This window comes from Mycobacterium sp. (genome assembly GCF_049647605.1).
GTDB lineage: Bacteria > Actinomycetota > Actinomycetes > Mycobacteriales > Mycobacteriaceae > Mycobacterium.
Window position 1 is genome coordinate 1 of sequence record NZ_JBARXZ010000083.1, and the last position, 18,113, is coordinate 18,113.

At 66.2% G+C, this 18,113-nt stretch carries 21 protein-coding genes; 10 read left to right on the top strand and 11 right to left on the bottom strand.

Translation table 11 applies throughout. From position 1 onward, the window contains the following. The coding region (locus tag WBB07_RS10445; protein WP_526307329.1) for a DUF349 domain-containing protein at positions 1–900 on the top strand (900 nt) is incomplete at its 5' end. On the opposite strand, the gene WBB07_RS10450 is transcribed toward WBB07_RS10445, so the two are convergent. After that, entirely contained in the window at positions 897–1,538 is a 642-nt protein-coding gene (locus WBB07_RS10450) for an Rv2732c family membrane protein (RefSeq protein WP_526307331.1), read from the bottom strand. The genes WBB07_RS10445 and WBB07_RS10450 overlap by 4 nt on opposite strands. Continuing rightward, the gene (miaB, locus tag WBB07_RS10455; protein WP_526307332.1) at positions 1,535–3,064 is read right to left on the bottom strand and encodes a tRNA (N6-isopentenyl adenosine(37)-C2)-methylthiotransferase MiaB; all 1,530 of its coding nucleotides are present in this window, start codon (positions 3,062–3,064) and stop codon (positions 1,535–1,537) included. Before miaB ends, WBB07_RS10450 begins: the two co-directional genes overlap by 4 nt. 175 nt (positions 3,065–3,239) lie before the next feature. Here miaB and WBB07_RS10460 point away from each other — a divergent pair, with 175 nt between their 5' ends. From WBB07_RS10460 to WBB07_RS10480, 5 genes are all read left to right on the top strand, one after another. Continuing rightward, entirely contained in the window at positions 3,240–3,968 is a 729-nt protein-coding gene (locus WBB07_RS10460; RefSeq protein ID WP_526307408.1) for an amino acid ABC transporter ATP-binding protein, read from the top strand. 29 nt (positions 3,969–3,997) lie between these two features. Further along, positions 3,998–4,831, top strand: coding sequence for a glutamate ABC transporter substrate-binding protein (locus WBB07_RS10465; protein ID WP_526307410.1), 834 nt, complete (start codon positions 3,998–4,000; stop codon positions 4,829–4,831). Between the two features lie 30 nt (positions 4,832–4,861). After that, positions 4,862–5,542 (top strand): amino acid ABC transporter permease, encoded by a 681-nt coding sequence (locus WBB07_RS10470; protein ID WP_526307334.1) that lies wholly within the window; start codon positions 4,862–4,864, stop codon positions 5,540–5,542. Positions 5,543–5,570: 28 nt separating this feature from the next. Next, entirely contained in the window at positions 5,571–6,461 is an 891-nt protein-coding gene (locus WBB07_RS10475; protein ID WP_526307336.1) for an amino acid ABC transporter permease, read from the top strand. Between the two features lie 249 nt (positions 6,462–6,710). Next, positions 6,711–7,121 (top strand): NRAMP family divalent metal cation transporter, encoded by a 411-nt coding sequence (locus tag WBB07_RS10480; protein WP_526307412.1) that lies wholly within the window; start codon positions 6,711–6,713, stop codon positions 7,119–7,121. 21 nt (positions 7,122–7,142) lie between these two features. On the opposite strand, the gene recX is transcribed toward WBB07_RS10480, so the two are convergent. From recX to WBB07_RS10500, 4 genes are all read right to left on the bottom strand, one after another. Next, positions 7,143–7,673, bottom strand: a complete 531-nt coding sequence (recX, locus tag WBB07_RS10485) for a recombination regulator RecX (protein WP_526307338.1) — start codon at positions 7,671–7,673, stop codon at positions 7,143–7,145. Next, complete coding sequence (recA, locus tag WBB07_RS10490; protein WP_526307340.1) at positions 7,642–8,685, bottom strand: recombinase RecA; 1,044 nt, start codon at positions 8,683–8,685, stop codon at positions 7,642–7,644. Before recA ends, recX begins: the two co-directional genes overlap by 32 nt. 166 nt (positions 8,686–8,851) lie before the next feature. Beyond that, complete coding sequence (locus tag WBB07_RS10495) at positions 8,852–9,046, bottom strand: DUF3046 domain-containing protein (protein ID WP_526307341.1); 195 nt, start codon at positions 9,044–9,046, stop codon at positions 8,852–8,854. A gap of 23 nt (positions 9,047–9,069) precedes the next feature. After that, a complete protein-coding gene (locus tag WBB07_RS10500) occupies positions 9,070–10,236 on the bottom strand; it encodes a glycosyltransferase (protein ID WP_526307343.1) in 1,167 nt (388 codons plus the stop codon). Positions 10,237–10,277: 41 nt separating this feature from the next. Between WBB07_RS10500 and WBB07_RS10505 the strand changes: the two genes are divergently transcribed. Next, positions 10,278–10,718: a limonene-1,2-epoxide hydrolase family protein gene (locus WBB07_RS10505; RefSeq protein WP_526307345.1), complete on the top strand. Its 441-nt coding sequence runs from the start codon at positions 10,278–10,280 to the stop codon at positions 10,716–10,718. Between the two features lie 17 nt (positions 10,719–10,735). Here the strand turns inward: WBB07_RS10505 and pspM are convergent, their stop codons facing one another. From pspM to pgsA, 4 genes are all read right to left on the bottom strand, one after another. Beyond that, positions 10,736–11,551, bottom strand: a complete 816-nt coding sequence (gene pspM, locus WBB07_RS10510) for a phage shock envelope stress response protein PspM (RefSeq protein WP_526307347.1) — start codon at positions 11,549–11,551, stop codon at positions 10,736–10,738. 13 nt (positions 11,552–11,564) lie between these two features. Then, positions 11,565–12,380, bottom strand: a complete 816-nt coding sequence (gene pspA, locus WBB07_RS10515; protein ID WP_526307349.1) for a phage shock protein PspA — start codon at positions 12,378–12,380, stop codon at positions 11,565–11,567. A gap of 151 nt (positions 12,381–12,531) precedes the next feature. Further along, entirely contained in the window at positions 12,532–12,852 is a 321-nt protein-coding gene (gene clgR / locus WBB07_RS10520) for a transcriptional regulator ClgR (RefSeq protein ID WP_526307351.1), read from the bottom strand. Between the two features lie 97 nt (positions 12,853–12,949). After that, positions 12,950–13,555: a CDP-diacylglycerol--glycerol-3-phosphate 3-phosphatidyltransferase gene (pgsA, locus tag WBB07_RS10525; RefSeq protein ID WP_526307353.1), complete on the bottom strand. Its 606-nt coding sequence runs from the start codon at positions 13,553–13,555 to the stop codon at positions 12,950–12,952. Between the two features lie 54 nt (positions 13,556–13,609). On the opposite strand from pgsA, the gene WBB07_RS10530 reads away from it, so the two are divergent. Continuing rightward, a complete protein-coding gene (locus WBB07_RS10530; RefSeq protein WP_526307355.1) occupies positions 13,610–14,107 on the top strand; it encodes an amino-acid N-acetyltransferase in 498 nt (165 codons plus the stop codon). Between the two features lie 66 nt (positions 14,108–14,173). Here WBB07_RS10530 and WBB07_RS10535 read toward each other — a convergent pair whose 3' ends face one another. Further along, a complete protein-coding gene (locus tag WBB07_RS10535) occupies positions 14,174–16,735 on the bottom strand; it encodes a DNA translocase FtsK 4TM domain-containing protein (RefSeq protein WP_526307357.1) in 2,562 nt (853 codons plus the stop codon). A 227-nt stretch (positions 16,736–16,962) separates the two neighbouring features. On the opposite strand from WBB07_RS10535, the gene WBB07_RS10540 reads away from it, so the two are divergent. Together WBB07_RS10540 and WBB07_RS10545 are read left to right on the top strand one after the other, a co-directional pair. After that, the gene (locus WBB07_RS10540) at positions 16,963–17,289 is read left to right on the top strand and encodes a putative quinol monooxygenase (protein WP_526307359.1); all 327 of its coding nucleotides are present in this window, start codon (positions 16,963–16,965) and stop codon (positions 17,287–17,289) included. 1 nt (position 17,290) lies between these two features. Further along, complete coding sequence (locus tag WBB07_RS10545) at positions 17,291–18,106, top strand: mycofactocin-coupled SDR family oxidoreductase (protein WP_526307361.1); 816 nt, start codon at positions 17,291–17,293, stop codon at positions 18,104–18,106. Positions 18,107–18,113 lie beyond the last annotated feature (7 nt).

Consider the following 18,113-nt stretch of genomic DNA (forward strand, 5'->3'; position numbering starts at 1 on the left):
GAGCATGCCGACGCCGCCGCGGTCGCCGAACGTGCCCGCCGCGACGAGCACCGGGCCGAACAGATCTCCCGCAAGGAAGCGCTCGCCGCCGAGGCCGAGGATCTGGCCGCCAACTCGACGCAGTGGAAGGCCGCAGGCGACCGGTTGCGCACCATCCTCGATGAGTGGAAGGCGATCACAGGTCTGGACCGCAAGACCGATGATGCGCTGTGGAAACGCTATTCGGCGGCCCGGGAGACGTTCAACCGGCGGCGCGGTTCCCATTTCTCGGAGCTGGACAAGGAGCGGGCCGGCGCCAAACACGCCAAGGAGACGTTGTGCGTGCGCGCCGAGGCGCTGTCGAACTCCACCGACTGGGGCGCGACCAGCGCTGCGTTCCGGGATCTCCTGGCCGAATGGAAGTCGGTGGGGCGCGCCGCCAAGGAGGTCGACGACACCCTGTGGCATCGGTTCAAAGCGGCGCAGGACACCTTCTTCTCGGCTCGCAACTCTGTGACCGCCGAACGCGACGCCGAGTTCAAGGCCAACGCCGACGCCAAGGAAGCACTGCTCGCCGAGGCAGAGCGCATCGACACCTCCGACGCCGATGCGGCACGGTCGGCGCTGCGGACCCTCACCGACAAGTGGGATGCCATCGGGAAGGTGCCGCGCGAGCGCACTGATCTGGAGCGCCGGCTGCGGGCGGTCGAGAAGAAGGTGCGCGACGCCGCCGACGCCGACCGCACCGATCCGGAAGCCGAAGCACGGGCCGAGCAGTTCCGGCTGCGGGCCGAGCAATTCGAGAAGCAGGCGACCAAGGCCGAGGCCGCCGGTCGCACCAAGGACGCCGAGCAGGCCCGGGCCAGTGCGGCGCAGTGGCGGCAGTGGGCCGAGACGGCAGCTGACGCGCTGAAACGCTAGCGCTGATCCTTCGGCGGCTCTGGAGAATCCTCTGGAGCCGCCGGTTTCTCGGGCTGCTTCTTGTCGCCGAATTGATCGAGCAGCGTGACCGACTGCTGCTGCGCGGCGGCGCGACGGCGGTGTTCTTCTGCCGCCAGCTGCACGGCAGTGCGACTCCACACCACCCGAACCCAGTGGAATGCCAGCACGATCACCGTCAGCCAGGCGATCACCAGACCGATACCCGGGCCGGGCAGCCCTTCGCCGACGGTCTGACGGGACCAGATCGCCAGCATGCCGATGACGCAGGACACCGCGGTACCTGCCGATGCCACCCAGGCTAGCGCCCACCGCCGGGTCAGCAGCGCGAGCATCGAGAAGCCCACCCCGAAAACCAGTGCCAGCCAACTGAACACCCGCGAGGGCAGCGACACCCCGGCTTGGGTGGCCGCATCGGTGTAGAGCAGGACGTCGACGCCGCGGGCACCGCCGGTGTGCGGCAGGAAGAACGTGGCCAGCAGGACGAACACCAGAATCGCCACGACCAGCGCGCGGGCGCCCGGTTCGATTTCGCGGCCGACCTTGCGTTCGGCGGCGTCGATATCGGCCTTGAACTCGTCGAAGCCGTTGTTGCCTCGGCCGCTGTTCGGAGTTGTCATCGTGCACACCCCGCAGCCTCGGGTTGGGTCGCCGGGGCGCCGAGACCGGGCAGCCCCAGCCCGACGGTCCGCGGTCGCTGTCCTTGCTCGTAGGCGTCACCAGCACGCGTTCGCCGGTGCGTCAAGCTCACGCTGTCGGCGATGAGGTGGTGCGGGGCAGCCCCGGTGACCACGGTGGTCACCACATCGCCCGGACGGATCTGCGCGGTGCCCGGTGCAAAGTGAACCAGTCGGCCGTCACGCGCCCGTCCACTCATCCGGGCGGTGTGTGAATCTTTGCGCCCTTCCCCTGCGGCCACCAGCACCTCGACGGTGCGGTTGATCTGGGCCCGGTTCTCTTCCAACGAAATTCGCTCCTGTAGCTCGATCAGCCGGTCGTAGCGTTCCTGCACGACGGCTTTGGGTACCTGGTCGGCGAGCTCGGCGGCAGGGGTGCCGGGTCGCTTCGAGTACTGGAAGGTGAAGGCGGTGGCGAACCTGCTTTGTTCGGCCACATCGAGGGTGGCTTGGAAGTCCGCTTCGGTCTCGCCCGGGAATCCGACGATCAGGTCGGTGGTGATGGCCGCATGCGGCATTGCCGCCCGCACCCGTTCGATGATGCCCAGGTATCGCTCGGCGCGGTACGAGCGGCGCATCGCCTTGAGGATGCGGTCCGAACCGGACTGCAATGGCATGTGCAGCGTCGGACAGACGTTGGGTGTCTGCGCCATGGCCTCGATGACGTCGTCGGTGAACTCGGCCGGGTGCGGTGAGGTGAATCGGACCCGCTCCAGCCCGTCGATCGAGCCGCAGGATCGCAACAGCGCCGCGAACGCGCCTCGGTCCCTGGGTGTTTGCGGGTCGGCAAAGGAGACACCGTAGGCGTTGACGTTCTGTCCCAGCAGCGTGACTTCCAGGACACCCTGGTCGACGAGCGCCTGGACCTCGGCCAGGATGTCTCCGGGGCGGCGGTCCACCTCCTTACCGCGGAGTGCGGGCACGATGCAGAACGTGCAGGTGTTGTTGCAGCCCACGGAAATCGACACCCACGCGGCATAAGCCGAATCGCGCACTGCGGGCAGTGTCGACGGGAACTGCTCGAGTGCGTCGACGATCTCCACCTGCGCCTCGCGGTTGTGCCGGGCACGTTCGAGCAAGGCGGGCAGCGAGCCGATGTTGTGGGTGCCGAACACGACGTCGACCCAGGGTGCCCGGCGCAGCACCGCATCGCGGTCCTTCTGTGCCAGGCAGCCACCGACGGCGATCTGCATGCCCGGGTCGGATTGTTTGCGGGGCGCCAGATGGCTCAGGTTGCCGTAGAGCTTGTTGTCGGCATTCTCGCGGACAGCGCAGGTGTTGAACACCACCACATCGGCATCGGAGCCATCCGCTGCGCGCTTGTACCCGGCGGTCTCGAGCAATCCGGCCAACCGCTCGGAATCATGCACGTTCATCTGGCAGCCGTAGGTACGGACCTGATAGGTGCGCGCCGGGTTCGGGGACGGCAACGATTCAGCCGGGTCAGCCTGCGTCACCGTCGAAGTCATCGGTCCATCGTATCGGCGCTCCAGCACGCTCCAAACTCGCAGTTCGGGGTGCCGGCGCAAGGATTGATTAGCCAGACCGGCAAGCATGCTGTGGCTTTCCTGCGTAAGGTTGCGACCCATGGCGTCTCCTGGGTCGGATGTGGGCCAGCTCTCAGCGGCTGGGTCCGGAACTCCGATGATCGCGGTCAAGGACGTCAACAAGCACTTCGGCAGCCTGCATGTCCTCAAGGACATCAACCTCACGGTCCCGCGCGGTCAGGTGATCGTGGTGCTGGGCCCGTCCGGGTCCGGAAAGTCGACGTTGTGCCGGACCATCAACCGGCTGGAGACCATCGATTCCGGCACCATCACCATCGACGGCGAGGAATTGCCCGCGGAGGGTCGCAAGCTGGCCCAGCTGCGCTCCGACGTCGGCATGGTTTTCCAGTCGTTCAACCTTTTTGCCCACAAGACGATCCTGGAGAACGTCACCCTGGCCCCGCTCAAGGTGCGCAAGCTCGGCAAGGACGACGCCCGCAAGAAGGCCATGGAGCTGCTGGAACGCGTCGGGGTGGCCAACCAGGCCGAGAAGTACCCCGCGCAGCTTTCCGGCGGGCAGCAGCAGCGGGTGGCCATCGCCCGGTCGCTGGCGATGAACCCCAAGGTCATGCTCTTCGACGAGCCGACCAGCGCCCTTGATCCGGAAATGATCAACGAGGTGCTCGCGGTGATGACATCGCTGGCCGGCGAGGGCATGACCATGGTCGTGGTGACCCACGAGATGGGCTTCGCCCGCCGGGCCGCCAACCGGGTGGTGTTCATGGCCGACGGCGCCATCGTCGAGGATGCCGCCCCCGAAGAGTTCTTCACCAACCCCAAAAGCGATCGTGCCAAGGATTTCCTCGGCAAGATCTTGAATCACTAGCCGCACGTCGAAAGGACCCGACAGTGAACATCCAGAAGCGATCCCGCAGGCTCACCGCAGGTGTGGCGGCGGCCGCGGCCCTGGCGTTGACACTGAGCGCCTGTGGTGGCGGCAGCAGCGGCAATGAAGGCGGTGGTGGCGGCGAAACCATCAGCATCGGCACCAAGTTCGATCAACCCGGCCTGGGTCTGAAGAACCCGGACGGCAGCATGAGCGGCTTCGACGTGGATGTGGCCACCTTCGTGGCCGGCGAGCTCGGCTACGCCCCCGACAAGATCGAGTGGGTCGAGGCTCCGTCGGCGCAGCGCGAGAACTTGATCTCCAACGGTCAGGTGCAGTTCATCGCGGCCACCTATTCGATCACCGATGCCCGCAAGGAGAAGGTGGACTTCGCCGGGCCGTACCTGATCACCGGCCAGAGCCTGCTGGTGCGCTCCGACAACACCGACATCACCGGTGCCGCCTCGCTGCAGAACAACAAGCGGCTGTGCTCGGTGTCGGGCTCCACGCCGGCGCAGAAGATCAAGGACGAGTACGAGGGTGTCCAGCTGCAGCAGTACGACACCTACTCGGCGTGTATCGAGGCACTGCGCAACAACGCCGTCGACGCCGTGACCACCGATGAGGTGATCCTGGCCGGTTACGCCGCCCAGAGTCCCGGTGATTTCAAGATCGTCGGCGACACGTTCTCCGAGGAGAAGTACGGCATCGGCCTGAAGAAGGACGACAGCGAGCTGCGGACCAAGATCAACGACGCCATCGAGAAGATGGAAGCCGACGGCGCCTGGAAAGCGGCGTTCGACAAGAACCTGGGGCCGGCGGGGATCACCGCCCCGGAACCGCCGGCAGTCGACCGGTACTGAGCGCGCTGAGCCTCGGAGTACCCGGCACCCGTGGAGGTCTTCACCGAGTACCGCGACCAGATCTTCGCGGCGTTCTGGATCACCATCAAGCTCACCGCGTATTCGGCGGTGGGCGCGCTGATCCTCGGTACGGCGCTGGCCGCGATGCGGCTGGCGCCGGTACCGGTGCTCAACTGGATCGGCACCACCTACGTCAACATCGTCCGTAACACCCCGCTGACGCTGATCATCCTGTTCTGCAGTTTTGGGCTGTCTCAGACGCTGGGCGTCACGCTGGCCGATTCCCAGTCGCCGACGTCGATCAACGACAGCAATTTCCGGTTGGCGGTGTTGGGCCTGGCGCTCTACACGGCATCGTTTGTCTGCGAGACGGTGCGCTCCGGCGTCAACACCGTCCCGCTCGGGCAGGCCGAAGCGGCCAGATCGCTGGGCTTCACGTTTGGGCAGAACCTCCGGATCATCCTGTTACCGCAGGCATTTCGCTCGGTGTTGATTCCGATGGGGTCGGTGCTCATAGCCCTGGCCAAGAACACCACGATCGCGTCGGCGATCGGTGTTGCGGAGGCGGCGTTGTTGATGAAGGAGATGATCGAGAACACCGCGGCGCTGATCACCGTGGGCACCATCTTCGCGACCGGTTTTGTGGTCCTGACATTGCCGCTGGGACTGCTGTTCGGATGGTTGGGCAAACGGCTGGCGGTGGCGCGGTGACCGGCGCTCGCGCGACGAACGGGACATCATGACGGGCTCTTCGGTTCTCTTCGACGCACCCGGCCCCCGGGCCCGGGTGCGCAACCACCTGATCACCGCGATCACGGTTGTGGTGGTGGCGTCGGTGGCCTGGGTGGTGTACTCGCGGCTGTCCGAGCGCGGTCAGTTGACTGCGGCGAAGTGGGAGCCGTTCCTCACCGCCAATCTGTGGAAGACCTACGTGCTGCCCGGCATTCAGGGAACTCTCACGGCCGCGGCGATCTCGATTGTGCTGGCATCGATCCTGGGCTTCCTACTCGGTGTGGGCCGACTCTCGCACGTCGCCCCGGTGCGGTCGGTGTGCGCGGTGTTTGTCGAGTTCTTCCGCGCCGTACCGGTGCTGATCATGATGATCTTCGCGTACTTCCTGTACGCCCAGTACGACGTGTTCCCGTCCAAGCATCTGGCGCTGGCGGGTGTGGTCACCGGGTTGACGCTCTACAACGGTGCGGTGATCGCCGAGATCGTCCGCGCAGGGGTGAACTCGGTGCCGCGCGGCCAGGCGGAAGCCGCGTCGGCATTGGGTCTGCGCTGGGGTCAGACCATGCGGTCGATCATGTTGCCGCAGGCTGTCACCGCGATGTTGCCGGTGTTGATCTCACAGCTGGTGGTGGTACTCAAGGACACCGCGATCGGCTACCAGATCACCTTTGTCGAAATGGTTCGCCAAGGCACGCAGGTCGGTGCGTCCTACGGCAACTACATTCCGGCACTGATCGTGATCGCAGCCTTGATGATTGCCGTCAACTTCGCGCTGTCGGTCGCCGCGACCCGCCTGGAACGACGGCTGCGCCGCTCCCGCAAGGCCCCCACTCCACTCGATACTCAAGCCATCGAGCAGGAGGGCGCTCCCGGCGCGAAAGTCAAAGCCGCCGACTGACTTTGCCCTGCCGACGCCGCCCCGCCCGCGAAGTAGCGCGGTGCCGGCCGGCGCCAGACCCAGGCCTGACCTACGTCAGGCCGGGCCGCCGGCGGCCTTGGGCGCCGCGGGATCTGCACTGGCCGGGCCGTTGAGCTCGCGCGCCACGAATGCCTCGAGATCGAAGACGTTGCCTGCGGCCTTGTCCACCACACGATCGAGGACATCACCAAGGCACTCACGCCACTGCTGGGTGAGAACGCCGGAAAAATTCTCTTCTCACTCGGCTTCCTCGGCGCCACCTTCGTGGCGGCGATCGTCGTATCACTCACCGCCGCTTGGGGTCTCGGCGAGGTGCTGGGCTATCCCCGCTCGCTCTCGGGTAAACCCAAGGAGGCGCCCGCCTTCTACGCGGTGTATGTCGCGATGCTGGTGATCGGCTTCGTGTTTGTGCTGTCCGGCGTGAACCTGGTGGACCTCAGCGTCGGCATCATGGTGCTCAACGCGCTCCTGCTCCCGGTGGTGCTGGGTTTTCTGTTTACGCTCGCCTGCCGGGTGCTGCCCGAAGAGCACCGGCTCAAGGGGTGGTATCGCATCGTGGTGGCCGCAGTCCTGCTGTTCACCGCCGGCCTCGGTGTGTACGGCGGCATCAGCGGCCTGTTGGCCGGCAGCGCCGGCTGAGCCAGCTGTCCGGCAACAGCACTACACCCGGCGGCGTTGCCGCTCGGCGTCCAACTCGACACGCACCACATCCACCGCCATGCTCTGGCCGTAGCCACGACGCGCAAGCATCCCCACCAACCGGCGCATCACTTTCAGGTCGTCACCGTCGGCCAGCGGATCTCGGCGCAGCTTGCTCTGTACCAGCTGTTCGGCGCGTTCCCGCTCCGCGTCAGCATCGATACCGGCCAATGCCGCGGAGATCACCTCGCCGTCGACACCCTTCTTACGCAACTCGGTAGCCAACGCGCGCTTGCCTTTTCCGGCATTCTCATGCCGGGAGCGCACCCACTGCTCCGCAAAGTCGGTGTCGTCGACCAGCCCGGCCTTGGTGAGCCGGGCGAGCACCCGGGCACTCACGTCATCGGTGAAGCCACGATCGGCGAGCTTGGACTCCAACTCTGCCCGGCTGCGAGCGCGCGCGGTGAGCAAGCGCAGGCACAGTGACCGCGCTTGCTCTTCACGCTTCTCCGACTGTTCGTCAGAAGTCGACGGGGGCGGGCAGGGGTTCATCAGCATTCACCACGGCACCGATGCCGAGCTTTTCCTTGACCTTCTTCTCGATCTCGTTGCCCACATCGACGTTCTGCAACAAGTAGTTTCGGGCGTTCTCCTTGCCCTGACCGAGCTGCTCACCCTCATAGGTGAACCAGGAGCCGGACTTGCGGATGAAGCCGTGTTCCACACCCATGTCGATGAGCGAGCCCTCACGCGAAATGCCCTTGCCGTACAGAATGTCGAACTCTGCCTGCTTGAAAGGCGGCGACACCTTGTTCTTGACGACCTTGACGCGGGTGCGGTTACCCACCGCGTCAGTACCGTCCTTGAGTGTCTCGATGCGCCGGACATCCAGACGGACCGAGGCGTAGAACTTCAGCGCTTTACCGCCAGTGGTGGTTTCGGGTGAACCGAACATCACACCGATCTTCTCGCGCAGCTGGTTGATGAAGATCGCCGTGGTGCCGGAGTTGCTGAGCGCACCGGTGATCTTGCGCAGCGCCTGGCTCATCAAGCGGGCCTGCAGACCGACGTGGCTGTCCCCCATCTCGCCCTCGATCTCCGCGCGCGGCACCAGAGCGGCCACCGAGTCGATGACCAGGATGTCCAGCGCACCGGAGCGGATCAGCATGTCGGCGATCTCGAGTGCCTGTTCACCGGTGTCCGGCTGGCTGACCAACAGCGAATCGGTATCCACGCCCAGCTTGGCGGCGTAGTCGGGATCGAGCGCGTGCTCGGCATCGATGAAGGCGGCGATACCGCCGGCCGCCTGGGCGTTGGCCACCGCGTGCAATGCCACCGTGGTCTTACCCGAGGACTCCGGGCCGTAGATCTCGATGATGCGACCACGCGGCAACCCGCCGATACCGAGCGCACAGTCCAGCGCAATGGAACCGGTGGGAATGACCGAGATGGGCTGACGAACCTCGTCCCCGAGGCGCATCACGGAGCCCTTGCCGTGACTCTTCTCAATCTGCGCGAGCGCAAGCGCGAGGGCTTTCTCGCGATCCGGGGCCTGTGGCGCCATGGTGATGCCTCTTTCGCTAGTCGTGTTCGGCGACCGGTGTTCGGTCGGTTGGCTGTGAGGTTAGATCGACCCTCTGACAAAAAACCCCGACAAATCTCCGCGGTCGAACACACACCAGACTAGCGAACAGATGTTCGAACGCAATACGACACGCCGCCGGAAACCCTCACCACTGGTCGCGAGGCACATCAAAATCGGCGCACAGGGCGCGCCAGACATCACGCGGCTCCACACCGGCCTCGATGGCCTGGGCTGCGGTCCGCCCCCCGACACCCGTCAGCACGTGGTCGACGATCAACGACGCCCCGCGAACAGCACCGAACTGCGCATCAACCAGGTCGTGGAATTCGGTCAGCCGCACCCCACCAACCTACCCAGCCGTCGTCAGCGCAGTGCACGCAACCCGTTCTCGCACACCTGCACCGGATCGGCCACCCCGTCGATGGTGCGCCCCGCCGCGACGGCAGCCTGCCGGTAGCGTCCCGAACCGAGTACCTCCTGCACCGCACCGGCCAGCGACTCCGCGGTCAGCGGGCGAATCAGCTGCCCACTGCCCTGGCGCACAACACGATTGGCGATCTCCCACTGGTCTCCACCTCCGGGAACCACCACCATCGGGACCCCGGCCAACAGCGTCTTGGCGACAGTGCCGTGGCCGCCGCCGCAGATCATCAGGTCGGCACGTGAGAGCAACTCGTCCTGCCTGCCCAGCCCGGCGACCGCCCAGTCCGGCACCGGCAGATCGTCGCCACCGAGCCAGGACACCGCCAGCCGTGCACCGTCGGGCAGCACCCGCCCAGGTACCAGCACCTCGACCGCCAACTCAGCCAGCCCCTGGGTGCCGGTGGTGGCCGTCGACGGTGCGATCACCACCAGCGGTCCCTCCCCCGGCGGCACGTCCAACACCGCGGCGGTGGGCTCGAAGTGCAAAGGCCCGACCACAACGGCTTCCTCGGGCCAGTCAGGCCGCGGCACTTCCAGCGCGGGCAAGGTGGCGATCAACCGTCGCAGCGGGCCGGGGTCGACGGCGGGAAGCCCGATCCCGGCCCGGGCCTGGGTCCGTTGCCGCAGCCCCTGCCTCCACGAGGTCGCGGTCAGGGCGCGCATCACCACATCGCGGGCCCGGCCCCGCACTCCCGTCCCCGGTGCCAGTCCGCTGCCCAGCGGTGGCAGCCCTTTCGACGGCAGGTAGAGCGGGTGCGGGTTCAGCTCCACCCACGGGATTCCCAGCAGCTCGGCCGCCATGCCACCGCAGGCGGTGATCACATCGGAGACCACCAGGTCGAAGCCCTGCAGCTGGGGCACGTTGAGGACTGCCATGCGCGCGGCCCGCCGATGGATCTTGGCTCCGGCGTCGAGGTCGTCGTCATCGGCGTCCGGATCGAGGCCCAACAGTTCCTGGGCCTCGACACCCGCCCCGCGGGCGGTGTCGAGCCACACCACCCCGGTGAACAGCGTCGGCGAGTGTCCGGCCGCGGTGAAGCGCCGGCACAGGGCGATGGCGGGGAATGCGTGCCCGGGGTCAGGTCCGGCGACCACAGCGACGCGCATCTCGCTACCCTGCCACACGGCTGATCCGTAGGCTGATCGCCATGACCGAGCAGATCGCGGGGCAGACTTCCGATACCAATATCGCCATCGTGGGGAAGTTCCTGAACGCGCTACGCGACAAGGATCTGACCACAGCCGATTCCCTGCTTGCCGATGATCTGGTGTACCAGAACGTCGGCTATCCGACGATCCGGGGACGCCGCGCGGTCATCAAGCTGTTCCGGGGCCTGCAACGCCCCAGCCTGGGCTTCGATGTGCGAATCCACCGCACCTCCGCCGACGGGAACACCGTGCTCAACGAGCGCACCGATGCCCTGGTGATCGGCCCGGTGCGACTGGTCTTCTGGGTATGCGGGGTCTTCGAGGTGCGCGACGGCAAGATCTTGCTGTGGCGCGACTACTTCGACAGTTTCGATTTTGCCAAGGCGCTGCTGCGCGGCATCGCCGCGATTGCAGTGCCGTCACTGCAGCGCAAGTTCTAGTCACTGCAGCGCAAGTTCTAGGCGCGCCGCAGCTGTCCCAGCTCGTCGAACGCCTGCGCCCAGCCCAGCAGGCGATCGGTGGCGCCGGTCAGCTGTTCGCGGTAGCGCTGCTGCGACATCGGTGACGTCGGCATCGATCCCCCATTGGCGGCGGACACCAATTGTGCTGCCGCAGTGACCATTTCGTTGTACTGGCGTACCCCGTGGCCCAGTTGAGCGGTGAACGCGTTGATGGTGGGCACCAGGTAGTCACGAGCATGCGGGGTGGCACGCACGGTGCGTTCCATCGACGTCACTTCCGCCGCCGTCGCGGCCATGGTGGCCGTCGTCTGATTGGCGGCTTCGGTGACTTCGCGGATCTCGTCGGCGGGTAACAACTGACCTCGCTCGATCACCCCGATCAACGACATCAGGCCGCGTTCGGAGGCGCCCAGCGCCGACATTGCCGGCCGGGCAGCCGAACCCTGAGGTGGCAGCCGACGGGTGCTGGCGGGCCGCTGCGCCGGCATCGGCGCCGCCCGCAGCCAGCGATAGCGCAACAGGAAGAGGGTCGCCGGGAACGCAGCTCCCGCCGCGACCACACCCGTGATGAGCAGTCCCCATACCGGAGTGCTCCACGTCGCCAACAACGCGGTGACCAGGATCCAGAACACCGACGAGAAAGTGAAGAACAACCCGAGCCGCAGCGCCCATCGACGTTTGCGCAGGTGCCGCGACCGCGGGTCCGCCACCAGGCTCAATCGATGTGACACCACATCGGCGGCCTCGCTGGCAGAGTCAAGCCCCCGCTGCAGCAACGAACCCCACTGCCGGGAGAACGGCTTGACTGCCACGTGTGTGTCCCTTCTACTGCCCGAGCGGATTCTCGGGGGTGGCCGGAGCGGAGGTGGCCGGTGAGGCATTCGGGGTGCCGGCCGGCGTGGTGCCGGACGTCAGCGCCTCCCCGCGCATCGAAGCCCGAATCTGCTCCAGGCGCGAATGCCCTGCCATCTGCACACTGGCCTGCTGCACCTCCATCATGCGGCCCTGGACCGAATTCTGGGCCAGCTCGGCTTCGCCCATGGCGTTGGCGTAACGGCGCTCGATCTTGTCGCGTACCTCATCGAGGCTGGGGGTGTTGCCCGGCGCAGACAGGTCGCTCATCGACCGCAGTGACGCGCTGACCTGCTCCTGCATCTTGGCCTGCTCGAGCTGCGACAGCAGCTTGGTGCGCTCGGCAATCTTGGTCTGCAGCATCATCGCGTTCTGCTCGACGGCCTTCTTGGCTTGAGCGGCGGCCTGCAGCGACTGGTCGTGCAGCGACTTGAGATCCTCAACGCTCTGCTCGGCGGTGACCAACTGGGCGGCGAAGGCCTCGGCGGCATTGGTGTACTCGGTGGCCTTCGTGGAGTCGCCGGCGGACACTGCCTGGTCGGCCAAGGTGAGAGCCTGGCGCACATTGGCCTGCAGCTTCTCGATGTCGGCCAGCTGACGGTTGAGTCGCATCTCGAGTTGGCGCTGATTGCCGATCACCTGAGCGGCTTGCTGTGTCAACGCCTGATGGGTGCGCTGAGCTTCCTCGATGGCCTGCTGAATCTGAACCTTGGGGTCGGCATGCTCGTCGATCTTCGAGTTGAACAGCGCCATCACATAGCGCCACGCCTTCACGAACGGATTTGCCATGGGGTTCGTTCCGCCTTCGGTGTTGTCGTCGCCGTTGTTACTGATGTCTGCCAGATACCCGAATCGGGCAGCACATGCGTACCGCCCAACTTATCCGCTACACGCCGATACCCACACCCTTGTTGGGGGCGTGTGGCCAAAAAATCGAGGATCAGGCGACCGCCATGGACCCCACCGGCGGGATCACCACCTTGGTACTGGCATCGATGATGGTCGTGACCGGCTCCCGGACCGTCTCCTCGCGCGCCATCCGCTCTCCGGCGTCGACAAGTACGCGGGACAGTGGGACCTCCAGAGCGTCGCAGATCGCGCCCAACAGCTCGGACGAGGCTTCCTTCCGTCCCCGTTCCACCTCGGAGAGATAGCCGAGGCTGACCATGGCCGAATCGGATACTTCGCGCAGTGTCCGCCCCTGGGATGTGCGAGCGCGACGAAGAACGTCGCCCACGACCTCACGCAACAATGCTGTCATCGCGCTCTCCTCTGCTTCGTGTGCGGTTGTCTCCATCATGAACGTCATCGGCGCCCGAGATGGTTCCCATTCGACCGCCGGAGTTCGTGACGACCCGTCAGGGGTTCCGGCCGGCAGCGGCTCGAGCTCGCGAGCCCCGGACCGCCGAGACCACGTAATCGAGGCCGGTGAGCACCGTCAACACCAGCGCCGCCCACATCACCACCCCCGCGATCGACAGCCAGGCTCCCGACAACGGCAGGATGAACAATCCGATGGCCACCGCCTGGAGCAGCGTTTTGAGCTTGCCGCCGCGACTGGCCGGGATCACACCGTGACGGATCACCGCAAACCGCAACACTGTGATGCCGATCTCTCGGGCCAGGATGATGCCGGTGACCCACCACGACAGATCCCCCAGCATCGACAAGGCGATCAGCGCCGCGCCGATCAGCATCTTGTCGGCGATCGGGTCGGCGAGTTTGCCGAACTCGGTGACCAGATCGAACCGCCGAGCCAGATAGCCATCGAGGTGATCGGTGATCACCGCTGTGCAGAAGATCACGAAAGCCGTTATCCGGCTGGCAGTCTCATGGCCGTCGCCGGCGAACATCACCAGGAGGAAGACCGGGACCAGCACCAGGCGAAATCCGGTCAACAGATTCGCGATGTTGGCGACCCTGACGCGGCGGACCGCAGGAGGAGTTTCAGGATGGCCCGGCACAGAAACAGAATATCGGGTGGCGGCGGCGGCCGGGACAGCCGATACTCTCCATCCGTGAACGGGCTGACTGTACGCCGGGCGCGTACCTCGGATGTTCCGGCGATCAAGCAGCTCGTCGACACCTACGCCGGCAAGATCTTGCTGGAGAAGAACCTGGTGACTCTCTATGAGTCGGTCCAGGAATTCTGGGTGGCCGAACGAGATGACCGGGTCCTCGGGTGTGGAGCTTTACACGTGCTGTGGTCCGACCTGGGCGAGGTGCGCACCGTTGCGGTGCATCCCGATGTCAAAGGGCACGGCGTGGGCCATCAGCTGGTCGCAAAGCTCCTCGACGTCGCCCGGGACCTCGAGTTGGAGCGGGTATTTGTGCTCACCTTCGAGACCGACTTCTTCACCCGCCATGGGTTCACCGAGATCGAGGGCACACCGGTGACGGCGGAGGTCTACGAGGAGATGTGCCGTTCGTACGACATCGGGGTGGCCGAGTTCCTGGATCTGTCGTACGTGAAGCCCAACATCCTGGGCAACACCCGAATGCTGCGGGTGCTGTAGCCGGGGCTCTCGGGACAGTTTTCGCACGCTGCCCGCACCGGCGGGCAGCGTGCGCCTGTTCCTGGGCTAGAAGTCCGGCTCGTCGTCGGCGTCGGCCCCGTTGGCATCGCTGCCGCCGCGGATGAGCATCAGCGTGCCGGCCAGTTCGTCGGGCTTGACGAGCACCTCGCGGGCCTTGGAACCTTCCGACGGGCCGACGATGCTGCGGTTCTCCATCAGGTCCATCAGGCGGCCCGCCTTGGCGAACCCGACTCGCAGCTTGCGCTGCAGCATCGAGGTCGACCCGAACTGCGAGGAGACCACCAGTTCGACGGCCTGCAGGAAGACGTCGAGGTCGTCGCCGATATCGGGGTCGACGTCCTTGCGTTCGCCGGCCTTCACCGCGGTGACGCCCTCGTGGTACTCCGGCTCGGCCTGTTCCTTGGTGGCGGCGACGACGGCGTGGATCTCTTCGTCGGAGATAAAGGCGCCCTGCATGCGGACCGGCTTGTTCGCGCCCATCGGCAGGAACAGCCCGTCGCCCATGCCGATCAGCTTCTCGGCACCCGGTTGGTCCAGGATGACGCGGCTGTCGGTCAGCGAGGAGGTCGCAAACGCCAGGCGTGACGGCACGTTGGTCTTGATCAGGCCGGTGACCACATCCACCGACGGCCGCTGCGTGGCAAGCACCAGGTGGATACCGGCGGCGCGGGCTTTCTGGGTGATCCGGACGATGGCTTCCTCGACGTCCCGGGGCGCGGTCATCATCAGATCGGCGAGCTCGTCGACGATCGCCAGGATGTAGGGGTACGGCTTGTAGACGCGCTGGCTGCCCAGCGGCGCGCTGATCTCGCCGCTGCGCACCTTCTCGTTGAACACGTCGATGTGACGCACCCGGGAGGCCTGCATGTCCTGGTAGCGCTGCTCCATCTCCTCCACCAGCCAGGACAGCGCGGCGGCCGCCTTCTTGGGTTCGGTGATGATGGGCGTGATCAGGTGCGGGATGCCTTCGTACGGCGTGAGCTCCACCATCTTGGGGTCGATCAGGATCATCCTGACCTCCTCCGGGGTGGCCCGCGCCAGCAGCGACACCAGCATCGAGTTGACGAAGCTGGACTTACCGGAGCCGGTCGATCCCGCGACCAGCAGGTGCGGCATCTTGGCCAGGTTCGCCGAGATGAAATCGCCTTCGATGCCCTTACCGAGACCGATCACCAACGGGTGGTGGTCGCGGCGGGTGGTCGGGGCACTGAGGACGTCGGCCAGTCGCACCATCTCGCGGTCGGTGTTGGGCACTTCGATCCCCACCGCCGACTTACCCGGGATGGGGGCCAGCATGCGCACACTCTCGGTGGCCACCGCGTAGGCGATGTTGCGCTGCAGTGCGGTGATCTTCTCGACCTTCACGCCAGGGCCCAGTTCGACCTCGTAGCGGGTGACGGTCGGACCGCGAGTGCAGCCGGTGACGGCGGCGTCGACCTTGAACTGTTCGAGCACCGAGCTGATGGCGTCTTCCATCTTCTCGTTGGCAGCGCTGCGCAGTTTGGGCGGATCACCGGCGACCAGCAGGTCCAGCGACGGCAGAGTGTAGGGGCCTTCGACAACCCGATCGAGCTCGAGGGTGTCCTGCTTCGGGGCCGGATCCGGCTTGCGCTCCGGGGCTTTCGGAACCCGCTTGCGGGTTGCCTTGGCGGGCACCGGTTCCGGCGCCGTCGGGGCTTCATCGGCAGCCTCGACCGGGTAGTTGTCCATCGGGGATCCGGCCGGCCAGGCGGCGGGCTGGTCGTCGGCGATCGCCGGCTCGTCATAGTAGGCGTCGGAAAAGTCGTCTATTGGAGCACTTTTGGCGCGATCATCGAAGTCGTCGTGCTCGTCAACCTCGTCGTAGTACTCGTCGTCGTCGTAGTACTCGTCGTCATCGCGATCCGACCGGGTGCCGAACATCGCCTGCAGTGTCGCGGGAACCTCGCGGATGGTGGTTCCGGTGATCAACAGCAGGCCGAAGAGCACCCCGATCACCAGCAGGGGCGCGGCGATCCAGGCCGTCAGCCCGTCAGAGAGTGGCCCGCCGATGGCAAATCCGAAGAAACCGGCGGCGTCCTGACGTCCGGCCGGGATCGCGGGCGCCCCGGACCAGAGATGCCACAGGCCCAGGATGGGCAGCCCGATCATCAGCGACCCGAGGATCAATCGCGGCCGGGTTTCGGGGTTGGGTTCGGTGCGCATCAGCATCACCGCGATCACCGCGATGAGCACGGGCAGCACCCCCACCGCTCCACCGACGAGGGTGCGCAGGGCGCTGTCGAGCCACGCCCCGACGGGCCCGGCGGCCTTGAACCACGAGCTGGCGGCGATGATCACCGCCACTCCCAGTAGGGCCAGAGCGATCCCGTCGCGTCGGTGACCGGGTTCGATGTCACGGGCGCGGCCCACCGACCGGGCGGTTCCCCCGGCGCCGCGGGCGAGTAGAAGCCAGCCGGCACGTGACGCCCGACCCACAGCAACACCGGCGCCGGCGATCATTCCGCCTTGCGCACTCTTCTTCCGGGTGGGCGCCTTCTTCCGCGGGGCAGCGGGGCGCGTCGGCCGGGAACCGGCCTTTGACCTGCTCGTTTTAGCTCCGGAGCGCGCGGCGGTCTTACTTGCCATGCGGGCCAGCCTAGTCGCAAACACCCCATCTGCACCATCCGCCACTCTGGCCACTGTCTGTTTCCTGAGAGAACGCCGTGCCACACCGGCTGCACACCCGACCGGTCGCCGATCCCCCGAACGCCCGACCAGCGGCTGTGATTCAGGACACGTTGCCACCTGTGTAGTGGCGCAGCTTATGGTCGAGGTCGGATCGTCACTCGTCTCGCCTCACCAGGAGCGCTTACATGCCTTCCCAGCAAGCTGTTGTTGTTGTCGCCACGTTCGCCGTCAAACCCGAATCGATGGACACCGTCCGGGAGGTTTGCACCCGCGCCATCGCCGCGGTCCACGAGGAGCCCGGCTGCGACCTCTACGCCTTGCACGAGGGCAAGAACACCTTTGTCTTCATCGAGCAGTGGGCCGACGCCGAGGCACTCCAGACGCACAGCGCCGCACCGGCCGTAACCGGCATGTTCGCCGAGATCGCTCCGCACCTCGACGGCGCACCGGATATCAAGATGTTGCAAGCCACCCCGGCCGGCGACCCCGCCAAGGGCACGCTGCGACGCTGACATGGGCAGCTTGGACGGAAAAGTCGCATTCATCACCGGCGCCGCGCGCGGGCAGGGCCGCGCGCACGCACTCACACTGGCCGCCGAAGGTGCCGACATCATCGCCGTCGATCTCTGCGACCAGATCGCTTCGGTCCCCTATCCCCTGGCCACCCCCGATGATCTTGCGACAACGGTCAAGCTCGTCGAGGAGACCGGCGCCCGGATCATCGCCAGGGAAGCCGACGTGCGGGATCGGGCCGGCCTCAAGACCGCGCTGTGGGAAGGCATCGAGGCACTCGGGGTCCCCGAGATCGTGATCGCCAACGCCGGAATCGCCCCGCTGGCCGGCCACGACGCCTGGCAGGACGTCATCGACGTGAACCTCACCGGCGTTTACCACACCCTCGACGTGGTGATGAAGCCGATGGTCAAGGCCGGCAAGGGCGGCTCGATCGTGCTGACCAGCTCGGTGGCCGGCCTGGTGGGCCTGGCCTCACCGATGGCCGGCTCGGTGGGTTACGCGGCCGCCAAACACGGCATCGTCGGCCTGATGCGGGTGTATGCGAACCTTCTTGCGCCTTACAGCATCCGGGTGAACTCGGTGCATCCCGCCGGGGTGAACACCCCGATGATCGACAACGACTTCACCCGCAGTTGGCTCGAAGGTCTGGCGCAGGAAAGCCAGGACGGCCCCGATATGCGCAATGCGCTCCCGGTGCAGACCCTCGAGCCCGAAGACGTGGCCAACGCCGCGCTGTGGCTGGTGTCCGACGCCGGCCGCTACATCACCGGCGTCACCCTGCCCGTCGACGCCGGCTTCGTGAACAAGCGCTGAGCCGGCC